The 15,714-nt window shown below is 69.4% G+C and carries 19 protein-coding genes; 11 read left to right on the top strand and 8 right to left on the bottom strand.

Going from position 1 to position 15,714, the window contains the following annotated elements; genetic code table 11:
• The first annotated feature begins 75 nt into the window (after nt 1–75).
• Nucleotides 76–1,029, top strand: a complete 954-nt coding sequence (locus tag EPAKOI_RS15830; RefSeq protein ID WP_124682947.1) for a LysR family transcriptional regulator — start codon at nt 76–78, stop codon at nt 1,027–1,029.
• A 216-nt stretch (nt 1,030–1,245) separates the two neighbouring features.
• On the opposite strand, the gene EPAKOI_RS15825 is transcribed toward EPAKOI_RS15830, so the two are convergent.
• Both EPAKOI_RS15825 and EPAKOI_RS15820 read right to left on the bottom strand, forming a co-directional pair.
• Entirely contained in the window at nt 1,246–1,938 is a 693-nt protein-coding gene (locus EPAKOI_RS15825; protein WP_124682948.1) for a GntR family transcriptional regulator, read from the bottom strand.
• Nucleotides 1,939–1,989: 51 nt separating this feature from the next.
• Entirely contained in the window at nt 1,990–3,393 is a 1,404-nt protein-coding gene (locus EPAKOI_RS15820) for a C4-dicarboxylate transporter DctA (protein ID WP_124682949.1), read from the bottom strand.
• A 382-nt stretch (nt 3,394–3,775) separates the two neighbouring features.
• Between EPAKOI_RS15820 and EPAKOI_RS15815 the strand changes: the two genes are divergently transcribed.
• Together EPAKOI_RS15815 and EPAKOI_RS15810 are read left to right on the top strand one after the other, a co-directional pair.
• Complete coding sequence (locus EPAKOI_RS15815) at nt 3,776–5,032, top strand: allantoate amidohydrolase (RefSeq protein ID WP_124682950.1); 1,257 nt, start codon at nt 3,776–3,778, stop codon at nt 5,030–5,032.
• A 66-nt stretch (nt 5,033–5,098) separates the two neighbouring features.
• Nucleotides 5,099–6,349, top strand: a complete 1,251-nt coding sequence (locus tag EPAKOI_RS15810) for a M20/M25/M40 family metallo-hydrolase (RefSeq protein ID WP_253700053.1) — start codon at nt 5,099–5,101, stop codon at nt 6,347–6,349.
• A 99-nt stretch (nt 6,350–6,448) separates the two neighbouring features.
• Here EPAKOI_RS15810 and EPAKOI_RS15805 read toward each other — a convergent pair whose 3' ends face one another.
• On the bottom strand, nt 6,449–6,964 hold the full coding sequence (locus tag EPAKOI_RS15805) for a MarR family winged helix-turn-helix transcriptional regulator (protein ID WP_423192586.1): 516 nt from the start codon (nt 6,962–6,964) through the stop codon (nt 6,449–6,451).
• 58 nt (nt 6,965–7,022) lie between these two features.
• Between EPAKOI_RS15805 and EPAKOI_RS15800 the strand changes: the two genes are divergently transcribed.
• From EPAKOI_RS15800 to EPAKOI_RS15790, 3 genes are read left to right on the top strand one after another with little or no spacing between them, the layout of a single operon-like run.
• A complete protein-coding gene (locus tag EPAKOI_RS15800; protein ID WP_124682953.1) occupies nt 7,023–7,496 on the top strand; it encodes a carboxymuconolactone decarboxylase family protein in 474 nt (157 codons plus the stop codon).
• A complete protein-coding gene (locus tag EPAKOI_RS15795; protein ID WP_423192585.1) occupies nt 7,493–7,930 on the top strand; it encodes a GNAT family N-acetyltransferase in 438 nt (145 codons plus the stop codon). The genes EPAKOI_RS15800 and EPAKOI_RS15795 overlap by 4 nt, the downstream gene beginning before the upstream one ends.
• A 24-nt stretch (nt 7,931–7,954) precedes the next feature.
• Nucleotides 7,955–8,578: an FMN-dependent NADH-azoreductase gene (locus tag EPAKOI_RS15790; RefSeq protein WP_313837177.1), complete on the top strand. Its 624-nt coding sequence runs from the start codon at nt 7,955–7,957 to the stop codon at nt 8,576–8,578.
• Here EPAKOI_RS15790 and EPAKOI_RS15785 read toward each other — a convergent pair.
• On the bottom strand, nt 8,567–9,139 hold the full coding sequence (locus EPAKOI_RS15785) for a GNAT family N-acetyltransferase (RefSeq protein ID WP_423192584.1): 573 nt from the start codon (nt 9,137–9,139) through the stop codon (nt 8,567–8,569). The two genes, EPAKOI_RS15790 and EPAKOI_RS15785, sit on opposite strands and share 12 nt — an antisense overlap.
• Nucleotides 9,140–9,344: 205 nt before the next feature.
• On the opposite strand from EPAKOI_RS15785, the gene arsC reads away from it, so the two are divergent.
• Entirely contained in the window at nt 9,345–9,704 is a 360-nt protein-coding gene (arsC, locus tag EPAKOI_RS15780; RefSeq protein ID WP_124682957.1) for an arsenate reductase (glutaredoxin), read from the top strand.
• A gap of 99 nt (nt 9,705–9,803) precedes the next feature.
• Here arsC and EPAKOI_RS15775 read toward each other — a convergent pair whose 3' ends face one another.
• The 3 genes from EPAKOI_RS15775 to EPAKOI_RS15765 form a co-directional block, all read right to left on the bottom strand.
• On the bottom strand, nt 9,804–10,034 hold the full coding sequence (locus EPAKOI_RS15775; RefSeq protein WP_124682958.1) for a hypothetical protein: 231 nt from the start codon (nt 10,032–10,034) through the stop codon (nt 9,804–9,806).
• Between the two features lie 169 nt (nt 10,035–10,203).
• Nucleotides 10,204–10,848, bottom strand: a complete 645-nt coding sequence (locus tag EPAKOI_RS15770; protein WP_423192583.1) for an exonuclease — start codon at nt 10,846–10,848, stop codon at nt 10,204–10,206.
• 11 nt (nt 10,849–10,859) lie between these two features.
• The gene (locus EPAKOI_RS15765; RefSeq protein ID WP_124682960.1) at nt 10,860–11,510 is read right to left on the bottom strand and encodes an MBL fold metallo-hydrolase; all 651 of its coding nucleotides are present in this window, start codon (nt 11,508–11,510) and stop codon (nt 10,860–10,862) included.
• Between the two features lie 297 nt (nt 11,511–11,807).
• On the opposite strand from EPAKOI_RS15765, the gene EPAKOI_RS15760 reads away from it, so the two are divergent.
• A complete protein-coding gene (locus tag EPAKOI_RS15760; protein ID WP_423192582.1) occupies nt 11,808–12,572 on the top strand; it encodes a septal ring lytic transglycosylase RlpA family protein in 765 nt (254 codons plus the stop codon).
• 142 nt (nt 12,573–12,714) lie between these two features.
• Here EPAKOI_RS15760 and rsmI read toward each other — a convergent pair whose 3' ends face one another.
• Entirely contained in the window at nt 12,715–13,644 is a 930-nt protein-coding gene (rsmI, locus tag EPAKOI_RS15755; RefSeq protein ID WP_313837168.1) for a 16S rRNA (cytidine(1402)-2'-O)-methyltransferase, read from the bottom strand.
• Between the two features lie 15 nt (nt 13,645–13,659).
• On the opposite strand from rsmI, the gene EPAKOI_RS15750 reads away from it, so the two are divergent.
• From EPAKOI_RS15750 to EPAKOI_RS15740, 3 genes are all read left to right on the top strand, one after another.
• Complete coding sequence (locus EPAKOI_RS15750) at nt 13,660–14,082, top strand: YraN family protein (protein WP_124682962.1); 423 nt, start codon at nt 13,660–13,662, stop codon at nt 14,080–14,082.
• A gap of 31 nt (nt 14,083–14,113) precedes the next feature.
• Nucleotides 14,114–14,701: a phosphoheptose isomerase gene (locus EPAKOI_RS15745; RefSeq protein WP_124682963.1), complete on the top strand. Its 588-nt coding sequence runs from the start codon at nt 14,114–14,116 to the stop codon at nt 14,699–14,701.
• 166 nt (nt 14,702–14,867) lie between these two features.
• A complete protein-coding gene (locus EPAKOI_RS15740; protein WP_423192581.1) occupies nt 14,868–15,713 on the top strand; it encodes a BON domain-containing protein in 846 nt (281 codons plus the stop codon).
• The last annotated feature ends 1 nt before the right edge of the window (nt 15,714 follow it).

Raw genomic sequence — 15,714 nt, 5'->3', positions numbered from 1 at the left:
GCGGCATCGCCGGGCGGGCATACCGCATGGCGGCGCCCATGCCTCACAATGTGGCGGCAGGAGACAAATGGCGTTATGGACAAACTCAAACAAATCGAAGCATTCATCGCCGTGGTCGAGCACGGCAGCATGGCGGCCGCGGCGCTGACGCAGAACGTCACGCCGGTCATGATCGGCCGGCGGATCAACGCGCTGGAGGCGCGCATCGGCGTGAAGCTGCTGCACCGGTCCACGCGGCGCATCGTGGTGACGGAGCAGGGCGCCGCGTTCATGGAACAGTGCAAGAAGGCGCTGTCCGACCTGGACCGGGCCGAGATGCTGATCGCCGAAGGCAAGCACAAGGCCACCGGGCACCTGATCGTGTCGGCGCCCGCCGCGTTCGGGCGCAAGCACGTGGCGCCGCACGCTCCGGCCTTCCTGGCGGCCAACCCCGAAGTCCAGATCTCGTTCAACCTGACTGACCGCGTGGTGGACCTGGTGCGCGAGGGCTACGACCTGGGCATCCGCATCGGCGGCGCCATCGACCCCAACTTCGTGGCGATCAAGCTGGCGACGAACAAGCGCGTGGTCTGCGGCACGCCGGCCTACTTTGCGCGCCACGGCGTGCCCCACACGCTGGAAGACCTGGAAAAGCACAACTGCCTGGCGTTCAACCTGCAGGGCGGGCAGCAGCGCGGCTGGTACTTCCAGCAGAACGGCAAGACCGTGACCGTGCGCGTGCGCGGCAACCTGGACTGCAACGATGGCGAACTGCTGCACCGCTGGACCGGCGAGAGCCTGGGGCTGGGCTGGCGGTCGACCTGGGAAATCCTGCCGCAGCTGGAGAGCGGCGAGCTGATCACGGTGCTCGACGAGTTCGCGCTGCCCGACTACGACATCCTGGCCGTGTACCCGCAGCAGCGCCCGGTGCCGGCCAAGATCCGCTTCTTCATCGAGCACCTGAAGCAGGCGTTCGGCAAGCCCGGTTACTGGACCGAGCGCGACAGTAGCTGGACGCCGGGCAGCACGCGCCGGCATGGGAACGGATAGCTATCGGGTATGAAGGATCGGGAAGGGGGATGGGCGCCCGGCCGGAACCGGACGCCCGAAAGAAAAAGCCCGCAGCCATTGCGGTCTGCGGGCAGTCCTTCTTGCGAAGGACGGGGAGAGCTCATGAAGTGCGCCCCCGCAACTCCATGGCGAGAGGAATGATGCGCCTCCCACCCCGTCCTCGTCCTTGATGGCGATCAAGCCGATCGCACTGTCCTAGGCCAGCAGCGCGGCCACGAGGTCCTTGCCGCGCGCGGCGGCCGGGGCTTCCTCGAAATGCAGCGCGCTTTCCACGTGGTTCAGGTGCTCCACCATCAGCGCCACGGCGCGGTCGGCGTCGCCGGCCTTGGCGGCGTCGATGAACGCGCGATGCTCGTCCGACGAGCACGTGGCATCGCGACGGCTCTGATAGAGCATCGTGATCACGGCGCTGCGCATCGACAGCTCGCGCATGATTTCGGTCAGCACGTTGTTGCCCGCCACTTCGGCCAGCACGATATGAAAGTCGCCCAGCAGCCGCGTGCGCGTCTGCGCGTCGTTGCCGGCCAGCGACTTGCGCTCGGCCACCAGGTGCTTCTCGATCCGCTTGTAGTCGGCCGCCGTGGCGCGGGCGACGAACTCGCGCGCCAGCGCGGCCTCCAGGATGCGGCGCACGGCAAAGACCTCGCGCGCTTCCTCGGCGCTGGGCTTGGCCACGAAGGCGCCCTTGTCCGGCACGATCTGGATGACCTTGTCCTTGGACAACATCAGCAGCGCCGCGCGTACCTTCGTCCGGCTCACGCGGTACACGCTGGCCAGCGCTTCCTCGCGCAGCTTGGTGCCGGGCGGCAGACGGTGCGAGACGATGGCGGCGACGATGTCGTCGGCAATCGCCTCGGCGGTCATGTCGGGATCGATATGCTCGGGCATGGTGAGCGCGCGTCTCTTGCCGGACCTGCGCGTTGACTGGGATGCGCGATTCTACCGCCCCGGGGCCGTGCCCGGCAGCGGCGCCGGCACCGGGACTTCCCCCGGTGCCTCCGGCAGCGCGGGCAGCCCCTCGTCCAGCTCGCCGGCCGGCACCGTGCCGTTGAGCACGGCGTGCGCGCGGTCGCGGTCGATATCGCGCTCCCAGGCGGCCACCACCACCGTGGCCACGCAGTTGCCGATCAGGTTGCCCACGGCGCGCGCAATGCCGATGAACCAGTCCACCGACAGCACCAGCACCAGCCCGATGGCCGGAATGGCCGGGTGGGCCGAAAGCGTCGCGGCCAGGATCACGATCGCCGAGCCCGGAATGCCGTGCGCGCCCTTGGACGTGACCAGCGCCACGGCCAGGATGCCGAGCAGGTCGCCCAGCGCCAGCGGCGTGTTGGTGGCCTGCGCGATGAACACGGCCGCCAGCGTCAGGTAGATCGAGAACGCATCGAGGTTGAACGAGTAGCCCGTGGGAATGACCAGCCCGACCACCGACTTGCGGATGCCCATGAATTCGAGCTTCTTCATCACCTGCGGCAGCACGCTGTCGGACGACGCCGTGCCCAGCACCACCAGCAGCTCGGCGCGCAGGTAGCGGATCAGCTTGAGCACCGAAAAGCCGCACAGGCGCATGACCACGCCCAGCACGCCGAACACGAACACCGCCACGGCGCCGTAGAACAGGATCACCAGGAACCCAAGCTGCTTGAGCGACCCGATGCCGTACTTGCCCACCGTGAACGCCACGGCGCCTAGCACGCCCAGCGGCGCCAGCTTGATGATGAAGCCCATCATCTTGAACAGCGCGCTGGAGAACGCGTCGATCAGCCTCACCACCGGCCGCGCGGGCTCGCCCACCACGGACAGCGCGCAGCCGAACAGCACCGACACCAGAAGCACCTGCAGCACGTCGCCGCTGGTAAAGGCGCCCATGATCGTGTTCGGGATCAGCTTCATCAGGAAGTCCACCGTGCCCGCGCTCTTGACCTTGTCGGCCGATTCCACGTACGCGGCCATGGCCGACGCGTCCAGGCTGCCCGGGTTCACGTTCATGCCCACGCCGGGCTGGAACACATAGGCCAGCACGATGCCCAGCGCCAGCGCAAGGGTCGTGACGATCTCGAAGTAGACCACCGCCTTGATGCCGACGCGGCCCACCTTCTTGAGCTCGCCGGCGCCGCAGATGCCGCCCACCACCACGCAGAAGACCACGGGCCCGATCAGCATCTTGATCAGCTTGATGAAGCCATCGCCCAGCGGCTTCAGCTTGGCGGCGAATTCGGGAAAGGCGAGCCCCAGCAGGGTGCCCAGCGCCAGTGCGATCAGCACCTGGCCAAACAGGGAACGGGTGAAGCGGATGTGCAGGCGCGCGCGGTTGGCGGGCTGCGGGGGTACGGCATGCTGCATCGTTGTCTCCGTGCCGGGCCTGGTCCGTGGCGCCTGCTGGCGCACATCGTCCGGCCCTGATCTGGTTCAGGGGTGCCCGCCGTCACGTGCCTTGCAGACGCCGGGCTGGCATGGCACCGCCGGCAGACGCCATGTCGGCGTTGCCCGCGCTGGATAAGCCTCCCTGTTGAGGCGGAATCCGCGCTACCCGCTTGTCCGGACCGGATTGTCCGCGGCGGATTGTCGGTGCGTGCAGGCCAATATAGTGCATATCATTTTTGTATGCAATTTTTGAATTCACTGTGCTAACATGAATCGCACAGAATAGAGCCACGGCAGCGGGCGCCCGCCCGTCATCCCCGCCCAGAACCGGCTCCGCACCACCAGCAGGAGAGACACGCACATGGCAGCAACCCTTCCGCCGTTGTCGGCCGACACCGGCACCCGCATCATGTCCTGGGCCGACGCCCTGGCCGTTCATACCGAACAGCCCGGCCTGCTCACCCGTACCTACCTGACCGACGCCCACCACGGCGCGGCCGCGCAGTTGACCGAATGGATGCAGGCGGCCGGCATGTCCGTGCGCCGCGACGCCGCCGGCAACGTCATCGGCCGCTATGAAGGCACGTCGCCCGGCGCGCCCGCGCTGCTGACCGGATCCCACTTCGACACCGTGCGCGACGCCGGCCGCTACGACGGCAACCTGGGCGTGATCCTGCCCATCGCCTGCGTGGCCGAGTGGAACCGCCAGGGCAAGCGCTTTCCGTTCGCCATCGAGGTGGTCGGGTTTGCCGAGGAAGAGGGCGTGCGCTTCAAGGCCACGCTGCTGGGCAGCCGCGCCATCGCCGGCACGTTCGATACCAACGTGCTGGACAACGTGGACGACGCCGGCCGCACCATGCGCGACGTGATGCGCGACGCCGGCTTCGACGCCGCCCAGTTGCCCGCCGCGCGCCACGACCGCAGCCAGGTGCTGGCGTTCGTCGAGGTCCATATCGAGCAGGGCCCGGTGCTGCTCAACGAAGGGCTGCCCGTGGGCGTGGTGACGGCCATCTCGGGCGCCACGCGCTTCATCGTCGAGCTGGAAGGGCTGGCCGGCCACGCCGGTACCGTGCCAATGGACATGCGCCGCGACGCCGCGATGGCGGGCGCCGAGATCGGCCTGTACATCGAGCGCCGCTGCGGCGGCAAGCCGGGCCTGGTGGGCACGGTGGGCCAGTTCAACGTGCCCAACGGCGCCACCAACGTGGTGCCGGGCCGGGCGACGTTCTCGATCGATATCCGCGCGGGCGTCGACGCCGAGCGCGAGGCCGCCGTCAACGACGTGCTGGCCGAGATCGAGCGCGTCTGCGCCCGCCGCAACGTGCGCGCCCAGATCCGCAAGACGCACGAGGCGGCCAGCGTGCCGTGCGCGCCGTGGCTGCAGTCGCAATGGGCCGCCGCCGTGGAGCGCCAGGGCGTGCCGGTGCGGCACCTGCCGTCGGGCGCCGGCCATGACGCCATGGCCATCGCCGCCATCGCCGACGTGGCGATGCTGTTCGTGCGCTGCGGCAACGGCGGCATCAGCCACCACCCCACCGAAACCATGACGGCCGAAGACGCGCAGATCGCCGCGCGGGTGTTCGCAAGCTTCGTCGAACACTTCCACCGTCCGCAGTAAGACGCGGCCACGGCGCCGCCAGACATCCAGACAATCCGAGAGACCAAGATGACCGCACGAGACAACATGAACCCGATCGAGACCACGCTGACCCAGTACGTCGACCAGCACCGCCCGGAGCAGGAGGCGTTCCTGGCCGAGCTGGTGAAGGTGCCGTCCGACAACCCGGCCGGCGACTGCGAGGCCCACGGCCTGCGCGCCAAGGCGCTGCTGGAAGGGCTGGGCTTCAAGGTGGAAGCCCACAAGGTGCCCGAGGCCAAGGTCAAGGCGGCGGGCATGATCAGCGCCACGAACCTGCTGGTGCGCAAGACGTTCGGCAGCGGCGGCCCGACCATCGCGATGAACGCCCACGGCGACGTGGTGCCGCCCGGGCTGGGCTGGACCAAGGACCCGTACGGCGGCGAGATTGCCGACAGCGAGCACGGCCCGGTCATGTACGGCCGCGGCGTGGCGGTGTCCAAGTCGGACTTCGCCACCTACACGTACGCCGTGCTGGCGCTGATGGAAGCCGAGAAGCAGGGCGCGAAGCTGAATGGCACGGTGGAGCTGCAGTTCACCTACGACGAGGAAACCGGCGGCGACATCGGCCCGAAGTTCCTGCTCGACGAGAACCTGACCAAGCCGGACTACGCGATCTCGGCCGGTTTCTCGTACGGCATCACGTCGGCCCACAACGGCTGCCTGCACGTGGAAGTGACGGTCAAGGGCAAGCAGGGCCACGCCGCCATGCCGCACACGGGCGTGGACGCCATCGAGGCCGCCACGCACATCCTGCAGGCAATCTACGGCCTGCGCGCCGAGCTGGCCACGCGCAAGAGCAAGGTGCCCGGCATCGACACCGCCACGCTGAACGTCGGCCTGATCAAGGGCGGCATCAACACCAACGTGGTGCCGGACCTGGTGACGTTCCGCGTCGACCGCCGCATGATTCCGGAAGAAATCGGCTTCGATGCCGAAGGCGAACTGCGCGCCGTGGTGGAGAAGGCCGCGAAGGAGCGCCCGGGCATCGAGGTCAAGGTGGAGCGGATCATCCTGGCCGAGCCGCTGTCGGAACTGCCCGGCGTCGACAAGCTGATCGGCGCGCTGAAGACCCGCGCCGAGGCCGTGTTCGGCGTGGACATCCCGGTGCAGGGCGTGCCGCTGTACACCGACGCGCGCCACTACACGAGCCGTGGCATCCCCACGGTGCTGTACGGCGCCGGCCCGCGCACGCTGATGGAAGCGCGCGGCCACAATTCCGATGAGAACCTGCGTCTGAACGACCTGAACCGTGCCACGAAGGTGGTGGCGCTGGCGCTGTCGGACCTGATGGGCTGAGCGCCCCAGGGTTCGCGCCCGCCGCGAATCCGCTGATTTCCTGGTTGTGACGATGGCCCGCCCGGCATGCCGCCGGCGGGCCTTTTTTCATGGCGCCGGCTACTCGGCCACGGCGTCGCCGGGCACGGCCAGGCTGACCAGCCAGCGCCGCACGATCTGCTCCTCGTCGGGCGTCAGCCCCGCGCGCAACTCGCGGTCCACCGCGCTCGCGCGGACCTTGCACTGCGCCAGCAGCGCCGTGCCGGCGTCGGTCAGCGCGATGGTCTGGATGCGGCCGTGCACCGGGTGCGGCTGCCGGGCGATGGCGCCCATCTTCTCCAGGTTGCCCATGATCACGCTGACCGTCTGCGGCGTCAGCAGCGCCAGCCGTGCCACGTCGGCGCCCGACGCGCCCGGATAGGCGCCGAGCATCGTCAGCACGAAGAACTGCGGCAGCGTGACGCCAAGGTCCGCCAGCGCGCGTTCCATCCGCAGCCGGTTGGCGGCGCTGGCCTGGCGCAGCAGATAGGCCAGGTAGCCGCTTTCGCCACGCTTGCCCTCGCCGGGTGCCGGAATTTCCACCTCCGGCGCCGTGTCGCGGGTTGTTTTCCCTTTCGATGCAGGGGTCTTTGCCATGTTGTCAGAGTTCTTACATTAATCTTCGAGCTCTGACATCTTACTCCAGGAGCCCCCGATGGACTTTCAGAATTTCACGCAGCTCGCCCCGGACGTGTACGCGTCGCTGGGTGGCGTCAGCAAGGCGGTGACGGCCTCGGGCCTGGACAAGGCGCTGGTCGAACTGGTCAAGCTGCGCGTCTCGCAAATCAACGGCTGCGCGTTCTGCCTGCAATTCCACCTGAACATCGCGCGCAAGCTCGATATCGATCCACGCAAGTTCGACCTGCTGGCCGGCTGGCGCGACGCCGGCCTCTACACCGAGCGCGAGCGCGCCGCGCTGGACTGGGCCGAGGCGCTGACGCGGCTGGCCGATGCCGGCACCCCCGGCCCCCGCGACGCCGCCCTGGCCCGCGCGCGCGCCGTGTTCGACGAGAAGGAACTGGTCAACCTGGCCGCCGCCGTGGCCACCATCAACGCCTGGAACCGTATCGCCGTCGGCCTGCATTTCCCGCCGCCGCCGGCCGAGGCACCGCGCGGAGGCCAGCAATGAGCGACCGCATCGCAATCCGCCGGCTGGAAACGGCCGAGGAAGTTGCCGCCGCCTTCCCGCTGATGCACCAGCTACGCCCGCACCTGACGGACGCCGCCGAACTGGTCACGCGCTGGCGCCGCCAGACCGGCGACGGCTACCACCTGGCCGGCCTGTGGGACGACGGCGCGCTGGTGGCGCTGGCCGGCTACCGGCTGGCCGACAACCTGATCGTCGGCCAGCACCTGTATGTCGATGACCTGGTCACCGACGCCCACGCGCGCAGCGGCGGGTACGGCCGCCGGCTGATGGACTGGCTCAAGGCCGAAACGGCGGCGGCCGGCTGCACCCAGCTCGTGCTGGACACCCCACTGACCAACGTGCTGGGCCACCGCTTCTACTACCGCAACGGCCTGCTGGCGCGGGCGCTGCGCTTCTATTTTCCGATCGACTGAATCCCGGCCCGGCCGGAACGACCCATGGCAACCCTGCTTCACCTGAACGTCAGCCCGCGTGGCGACACCTCCACCAGCCGCCGCGCGGGCCAGCTGGTCCGCGAACAACTGGCCGCGCACCACGGCACGCTGACCGTGATCGAGCGCGACCTCGCCGCCAGCCCGCTGCCGCCGATCGACGCGGCCTTCACGCACGCCAACCTGGCCGTGGCGGCCGGCCATGCGGACGTGGACCGAGCCGCGCTGGCGCTGTCCGAGACGCTGATCGCCGAACTGGAGGCGGCCGACGTGGTGCTGATCACGTCGCCGATGCACAACTACACGGTGCCGGCCACGCTGAAGACGTGGATCGACCTCGTCGTCCGGCCCGAGCGCACGTTCGCCGGCACGCCGCAGGGCAAGCAGGGGATGCTGCGCGACCGGCCGGTGCTGGCCGTGGTGGCGTGCGGCGGCCGGTTCTCGGACGACGCCATCAGCCAGCGCGACTTCTTCACGCCGTACCTGACCTACGTGATGGAAACCATCGGGCTCAGGCGGGTGGACGTGGTGCGGCTGGAAAGCACCGCGCGCGGCCCCGAGCACGTGGCGCGCGCGTTCGACAAGCTCCAGGGCTGGTGCGCGACCGTGGTGCCGGCGCTACTGGCGTAGCGCGTCGGGGTCGGGCACCGAGGCGTCGCCGGCGCCCAGCGGGCGCTGCATCAGCACGGTGTCGATCCACTGGCCGTGCTTGAGGCCCACCGATTCCAGCCGGCCGACGGTGCGAAACCCCAGCCGCTCGTGCACGGCCACCGAGCCGGCGCCCTCGCCGGCCGACGTCAGCGCCACCACGGCCACCATCTGGCGCCACGGGCCGGTTTCGCAGCGCGCGATCAGCTCGGCCAGCAGCGCGCGGCCCAGGCCCTCGCCGGTATGGCGATGGTCGATGTAGATCGAATCCTCGATGGCGAAGCGGTAGGCGCTGCGGGCGCGGTAGCTTGATGCGTAGGCGTAGCCCAGCACCGCGCCGTCGCGCTCGGCCACGATGTAGGGCAGGCCCTTGCGGCGCACTTCGGCAAAACGCAGGCGCATGTCGTCGACGCTGGGCTCGACTTCCTCGAACGAGGCGCGGCCGTGCCGGACATGGTGGGCGTAGATGGCGTGGATGGCGGGAACGTCGTCGGGGGTGGCATCGCGCAGCCGGAACGGCGGGCGCGGGGAGGCGGCGGGCATCACGGAATGGTCTCGGTTATCGGGCGGAACGGCCACGGCGGGCCGCTGTGATGCAGCCCACGCACGATGCATGCCCGTGGCGCCCCAATGGTGCGCGCCAGCATGGTGCATCGGGCGGGGCCGGTTGTATAGTGCCAGTCATCGCGCCCCGCGCATGCCCGTCCACCGCACCGGATCGGCCCCAAAAGCCGGAAGGAGAACCTTCATGATCACGATCTACCACAACCCCCGTTGCTCGAAGTCGCGCGAGACGCTCGCGCTGGTGGAGACGGCGGCGCAGCGCCTGGGCGAGCCGGTGGAGGTGATCGAGTACCTGAAGACGCCGCCGACGCTGTCCACGCTGCGGCAGCTTCATACCATGCTGGGCGTGCCGGTGCGCGAGATGATCCGCGACGGCGAGGCGGTCTACAAGGAGCTGGACCTCGCCGATTCGGGCCTGACCGACGCCGAGCTGCTGGCGGCCGTGGCCGACAACCCGATCCTGCTGCAGCGGCCCGTGGTGGTGCGCGACCGCCGCGCCGTAATCGGCCGCCCGCCGGAAAACGTCGCGCCGCTGCTGGACTGAGCCGGACGGGCGCCCTGTTGCGGCGCACAAAACAGAACCGGCCTCCCCGAGGGAGGCCGGCCGGTCAGTGGGCAATCTGCTTCAGGCGCGGTCGTCGTGTTATTCGACACCGAGCCAGTGCATGGCTTCCTGACCGAAACTGATGCCTGCCAGCACCACCAGCAGCACGATGGCGGTAACCGCGCTGACGTAGATCAGCGCCTTGGCGACCTCGGCGTCTTCCGACGAGGAATGGAAATGCGAGACGACGTTGGTGCGCGCCGGAGAGCGGTGTGGCCAGTGCAGCTTGCCGGACAGGTCCCTGAGATGCAGGTCTGGATGGAATCGCATGGTCTTGCCTCCTTCCGCATGCCACCGCGCCCGGAGGCCGGGGCCGCGCTCACATGGCCGTCAGATGGCCATTCCCACCTTCCAATATAGAAGACGCCGCGAAAATGTGGCCCGGCGTGTCGCGCCGGCGCCCGTGGGCCAGCGCACCGATGCCGCGCCGCCGGCTGTGTCAGGACGTCGACGGCGGCGCGGGGTCGGCCGGGCTGCCGGGGTCGGCGGCCGCCAGCCGGGCTTCCCGCGCCCGCAGTTCGGCGAGCATGTTGCAGAACAGCGCGCCTTGCTCGCGGGCATCGTCCAGCGCCACGTGGGTATGTGGCAACGGGTCGTGCCAGTGGGCGGGAAACGCGGCCTTGACCGACTTGCGGTAGGGCCGGCCGGTCAGCGCGAAGCCCAGCGTCTTGATGTCCAGCGCGGCCCAGCCGAACGGCGAACGGCCGGCGAACCGCATCATGTACCAGAACATCCACGTGAAATCGAAGCCGGCCGGGAAGGCGATGAACACCGGCTTGCCGGGCAGCTTTTCCACCCAGTCGACGTAGCGCGGCAGCACGTCCTCGGGCCGTTCCAGGTCGCGGCGGCAGGCCGCCCAGGCGTCGGGCTGCGTCTTCCACCACTGCATCTGCACCGGATGGCCGGCCGCGCCGGGTAGCGTCTCCAGGTTGGCGGCGAACGTGCCGACGACGGTCTTGTCCGCCAGCATCGCCACCGACGCGAACGACAGCATCGAATGGGGCCCGGGGATCGGGCCGTCCGCCTCGACGTCGGTACTGACGTAGATCTCGGGCCGGGTGTCGGGCGGCTGCTTCCTGGCCATGCGGCGGGCCGTCAGGCGGCGTCGATCACGTGGTCGGCCACGAACGGGTTGCTGCGCCGCTCGTCGCCGAACGTCGAGACGGGACCGTGGCCGGGCACGAACGTCACGTCGTCGCCCAGCGGCCAGAGCCGTGTGCGGATCGACCGGACCAGGTCGGCATGGTTGCCGCGCGGAAAGTCGGTGCGGCCGATCGAGCCGGCGAACAGCACGTCGCCGACGATGGCCAACTGGTTGGCGCGCGAGAAGAACACCACGTGGCCCGGCGTATGGCCGGGACAGTGATAGACCTCAAGGGTCTCGTTGCCGAACGTGACCGTGTCGCCGTTCTGCAGCCAGCGGTCGGGCTCGAAGACCTCGGCGTGCCCGAATCCGAAGCGGCGCGTCTGCTCGGGCAGTTGCTCGATCCAGAAGCGCTCGTCCTCGTGGGGGCCCTCGATCGGCACGCCAAACTGGCGCGCCAGCGCGGCGGCGCCGGCGCAGTGATCGACGTGGCCGTGCGTCAGGAAGATCTTCTCCAGCGTGACGCCGTGCTCCTGGATCGCCGCCGTGATGCGGTTCAGGTCGCCGCCGGGGTCGCAGACCGCCGCGCGCTGCGTGGCTTCGTCGATCAGCAGCGAACAGTTCTGCTGGAACGGCGTGACGGGGATCAGGAGGACTTTCATTTTTGTGATCGACAGAGCGCTTGAAGGGCCGGCCGGCAGGGCGGATGGCGCGCCGGCGGGGTGGAATATTGTAGCCGCCGACGGCAGGCGCGGCGGTGTCCGGAATCCTTGGTTCGGCGTTTGAATCGCGAGTGAGAATCGTCTGAAAGTCGAATATGGATCACCCGAGCGCCGCGCCGGGGCAATCGGCGCAATCCCTTGTCAGACGGCGGATTGCGGGAAATTGGGCGCCAATCTTACAGATTTCGTAACAAAATCAAGGCACTAGCTTGAAACGACCGGTGTTAGACTGCGCCGATGCTCAGTCTGCCCCTATTTCGTCCGGGGTCCGTGCGCGAGGCAGCGCCCGGCTCCAACCGCTTCCTTCGTCAATGCGCCATCATCGTGTCGGCGCTGGTGATGGCCGCGTGCGCGACGCCACCGGGCAGCGAGACCGACACCGCCGCGGATGCCCCGGGCGCCATCGCCACGAAGTCCGCCAAGACCCGGCCGGCGCGGCCGGCCACGGCCGCCGGCGCCAAGTCCGAGGATCGCGGCAACTGGAACCTGTTCGGGCTGCAGGACGACAACGCGCCGTCCCAGCCGTCGATCGACGGCCTGCGCGCCGACATGGGCACGTTCGAGCAGCGCGGCATGGCGTCGTGGTATGGCAAGGGCTTCCACGGCCGAAAAACCGCCAACGGCGAGCGCTTCGACATGCGCGCGATGACGGCGGCCCACCCGTCGCTGCCGCTCGATAGCTGGGTGCTGGTGCGCAACCTGCGCAACAACAAGGTGGCCGTGGTGCGCATCAACGACCGCGGCCCGTACCACGGCAACCGGATCCTGGACCTGTCCTACGCCGCCGCCAAGCGGCTGAACTTCGTCGATCACGGCGCCACGCAGGTGGAAATCCGCCGGCTGTCGCGGACCGAAGTGGCGGCGCTGGGCCCGAACGTCGAGGCGGGCGGCATGGAAGCCGGCGACGGCAGCGGCGCCGACGAGGTGCCCGACACGGCCAGCACGCTGGTGGCGACCAAGGCGAAGGCCAAGGCCCGCACCGTCCGGCACAAGAAGAAGTAAGGCGATGCGCCACGGCTGGCACCGGATGCTCCCGCTCCCGACCTGCCGCCTCCCGCTTCTCCTTCCAGTAAGAAATATCTCAAACGGCACGACCCGCAAGGGCGTGCCGTTTGGCGTTTCAGGCAGCGTTTCAGGCAGCGATTCAGGCTTCCTGCTCGCTGCCGTCCGCACCCGCTTCGCCGCGCTGCGCGAGCGCCAACTGGTACAGCGCGTCGGTGCGGGCCCCGGTGATGGCCGCCGCCAGCTTGGCGGCACGCTTGGCCGGCAGCTCGGCCAGCAGCAGCTTCAGCACGCGCGCCGCCTCCGGGTCGGGCGTGTCGGCATCGGCGTCCTCGGCACGGCCCGCGCCTTCCACCACCAGCACGAACTCGCCCTTGCCGCGCGCCGCCTCGGCCGCCAGCCACGCGGGTGCATCGGCAACGGTCACCACCGGCGTTTCCTCGAACAGCTTGGTCAGCTCGCGGCCGATCAGCAGGCGGCGCGTGGCGGGCAGGGCCTGGGCCAGCGCGGCCAGCGTGTCGGCGATGCGGTGCGGCGCCTCGTAGAGGATCCAGGCATGGTCCAGCGCGGCCAGTTGCGCGATGGCGTCCTGGCGCGCCTTGGCCTTGCCGGGCAGGAAGCCGACGAACGTGAAGCGGCCGTCGCCGGCCTCCACCATGTCGCCGGCCACCGACAGCGCCGTGACCGCCGCGCTGGGCCCCGGCAGCGGCACGACCTTCAGGCCGGCCGCGCGCACCGCCTCCACCAGCCGGGCGCCGGGATCGGAAATACCCGGCGTGCCGGCATCGGAGACGTAGGCGATGCGCTCGCCCGCGCCCAGCCGTTCGACGATGCGCACGGCGGCTTCGCGCTCGTTGTGCTCGTGCACGGCCACCAGCGGCCGCTGCAGCCCCACGCGCGACAGCAGTTGGCCGGTGTTGCGGGTGTCCTCGCAGGCGATGGCGTCGGCCAGGCCCAGCACGTGCAGCGCGCGCAGCGACAGGTCCGCGACATTCCCGATCGGCGTGGCCACCACGTACAGCGTACCGGCGGGATAGGTCTGGCCGGCGGCCAGTTGGGTCCAGTCACTCATGCTTGAGAACTTCCGTTGAATCGCTCATTCCAATCCACCACGCCGGGCGTGGCGCGTACCGCGACGCAGGCCGGCGCGCTGGCCGAGGACCGCGCGCTGGCCTATCTGCGCCGCCAGGGGCTGGCGCAGGTCGTGCGCAATTATCGCTGCAAAGGCGGCGAAATCGACCTGATCATGCGCGCCGCGGACGGGACGCTGGTGTTCGTGGAGGTACGGCAGCGGCGCGGCCGGGGGTTTGGCGGCGCGGCGCAGAGCATCACGCCGGCCAAGCAGCGGCGGGTGCTGCACGCCGCCGCGCACTACCTGGCCACGCTGCCGAGCGTGCCGCCGTGCCGGGTGGACGTGGTGGCCATCGAGCCGGGCCGGATCGACTGGCTGCCCGGCGCGTTCGATCTCACGTCGGCCGACGGGAACGGCGGCGCAGACGCTGCGTCATAATGCGCGGGATTTCCGCGGATGTCTCCAGACCATGAGTATTGACAGTATCGAACAGCATTTCCTGGACAGTGCCGAAACCAAGCGGCTGGCCGCCACGCTGATGGCGCCGCATATCGACGCGGCCGTCGAGCGGATGGTGGCCGCGCTGACCAGCGGCAACAAGATCCTGGTGTGCGGCAACGGCGGGTCCGCGGCCGACGCCCAGCACTTTGCCGCCGAGCTGATCGGGCGCTTCGAGCGCGAGCGGCCGGGGCTGGCCGCCATCGCCCTGACCACCGACAGCTCGATCCTGACCGCCATCGGCAACGACTACGACTTCTCCGTGGTGTTTTCCAAGCAGGTGGAAGCGCTGGGCCAGCCCGGCGACATCCTGCTGGCGCTGTCGACGTCGGGCGACTCGGCCAACGTCGTGGCGGCGGTGCACGCGGCCCACCAGCGCGACATGGGCGTGGTGGCGCTGACCGGCAAGGGCGGCGGGCGCATTGCCACGGTGCTCGACGAATTCGACATCCACCTCTGCGCGCCGAGCGATCGCACCGCACGCATCCAGGAAGTGCATCTGCTGACACTGCACTGCCTGTGCGACGGGATCGACGAGGCGCTGCTGGGCGAGGCATGACGCGCCGCGCGGCAGTTATCCCCGGCTATCCACAGGGCTACCCACAGCCTGTGCACAGGAATGGCCGCGTCTTCCACAGGCTTATCCACAGGCGCGGCGGCATTGGCGCCTCGCGCAGCACGGTTTTTTCAGGCAATCTCGGCATTCATCCAGACACCCTCTACGCATGACGAACGTGACCCATTCCAAGAAGACCTCTCCCGCCCGCATGGCCCGTACCGCCGTCACCGTGGCCGCGCTGCTGGTGTCCGCCACGCAGCTGGCCGGCTGCTTTCCCGTGCTGGCCGGCGCGGTAGGAACCGGCGTGGTGCTGGCGACGGACCGCCGGCCCACGGGCACCCAGGCGATCGACCGCGGCCTGCAGGTGGAAATCGACAGCACGCTGAGCCAGCGCTATGGCGACAGCCAGGCGCGCGTCAACACCACCGTGTACAACCGCAAGGTGCTGCTGACCGGCGAGGCGGCCAACGCCCAGATCAAGCAGCAGATCGAACAGTACGTGCGCGGCCTGTCGAACGCCCGCGAGGTGGTCAACGAGCTGGAGGTCACGGCGTCGCCGGGCTTCATGACGCGCAGCAACGACACGTACCTGACCAGCAAGGTCAAGACGCTGCTGGTGACGGCCGAGGGCGTGCCGGCCAATTCGATCAAGGTCACGACCGAAAAGGGCGTGGTCTACCTGATGGGCGTGGTGACCTCGCCCGAAGGCGACAAGGCCACCGACGTGGCGCGCAACGCCAGCGGCGTGCAGAAGGTGGTCAAGGTGTTCGACTACGTGAGCGAGGCCGAGCGTGCCCGCCTGGACCAGGCGTCGAGCTCGCAGAACGGTAACGCCGGCAGCGAGGCCGTGGGCACCCCGGCGCCGGTGCAGAGCGTGCCGGGCAGCCAGCCGAACGCGCCGGTCACCTCCGATGCGCCGGCGTCGATAGGCACGTCGGGCGCCACCACGAGCCCCGTGACCGCGCCGGTATCGTCCCCGGTGGCGCTGCCGCCGGGCCGCAATCTCCCTTAAG

It is taken from the genome of Cupriavidus sp. H18C2, from assembly GCF_049393795.1.
Lineage (GTDB): Bacteria > Pseudomonadota > Gammaproteobacteria > Burkholderiales > Burkholderiaceae > Cupriavidus > Cupriavidus pauculus_C.
The sequence above is the reverse complement of the archived record's forward strand: the minus strand, read 5'-3'. Positions and strand labels throughout refer to the sequence as shown.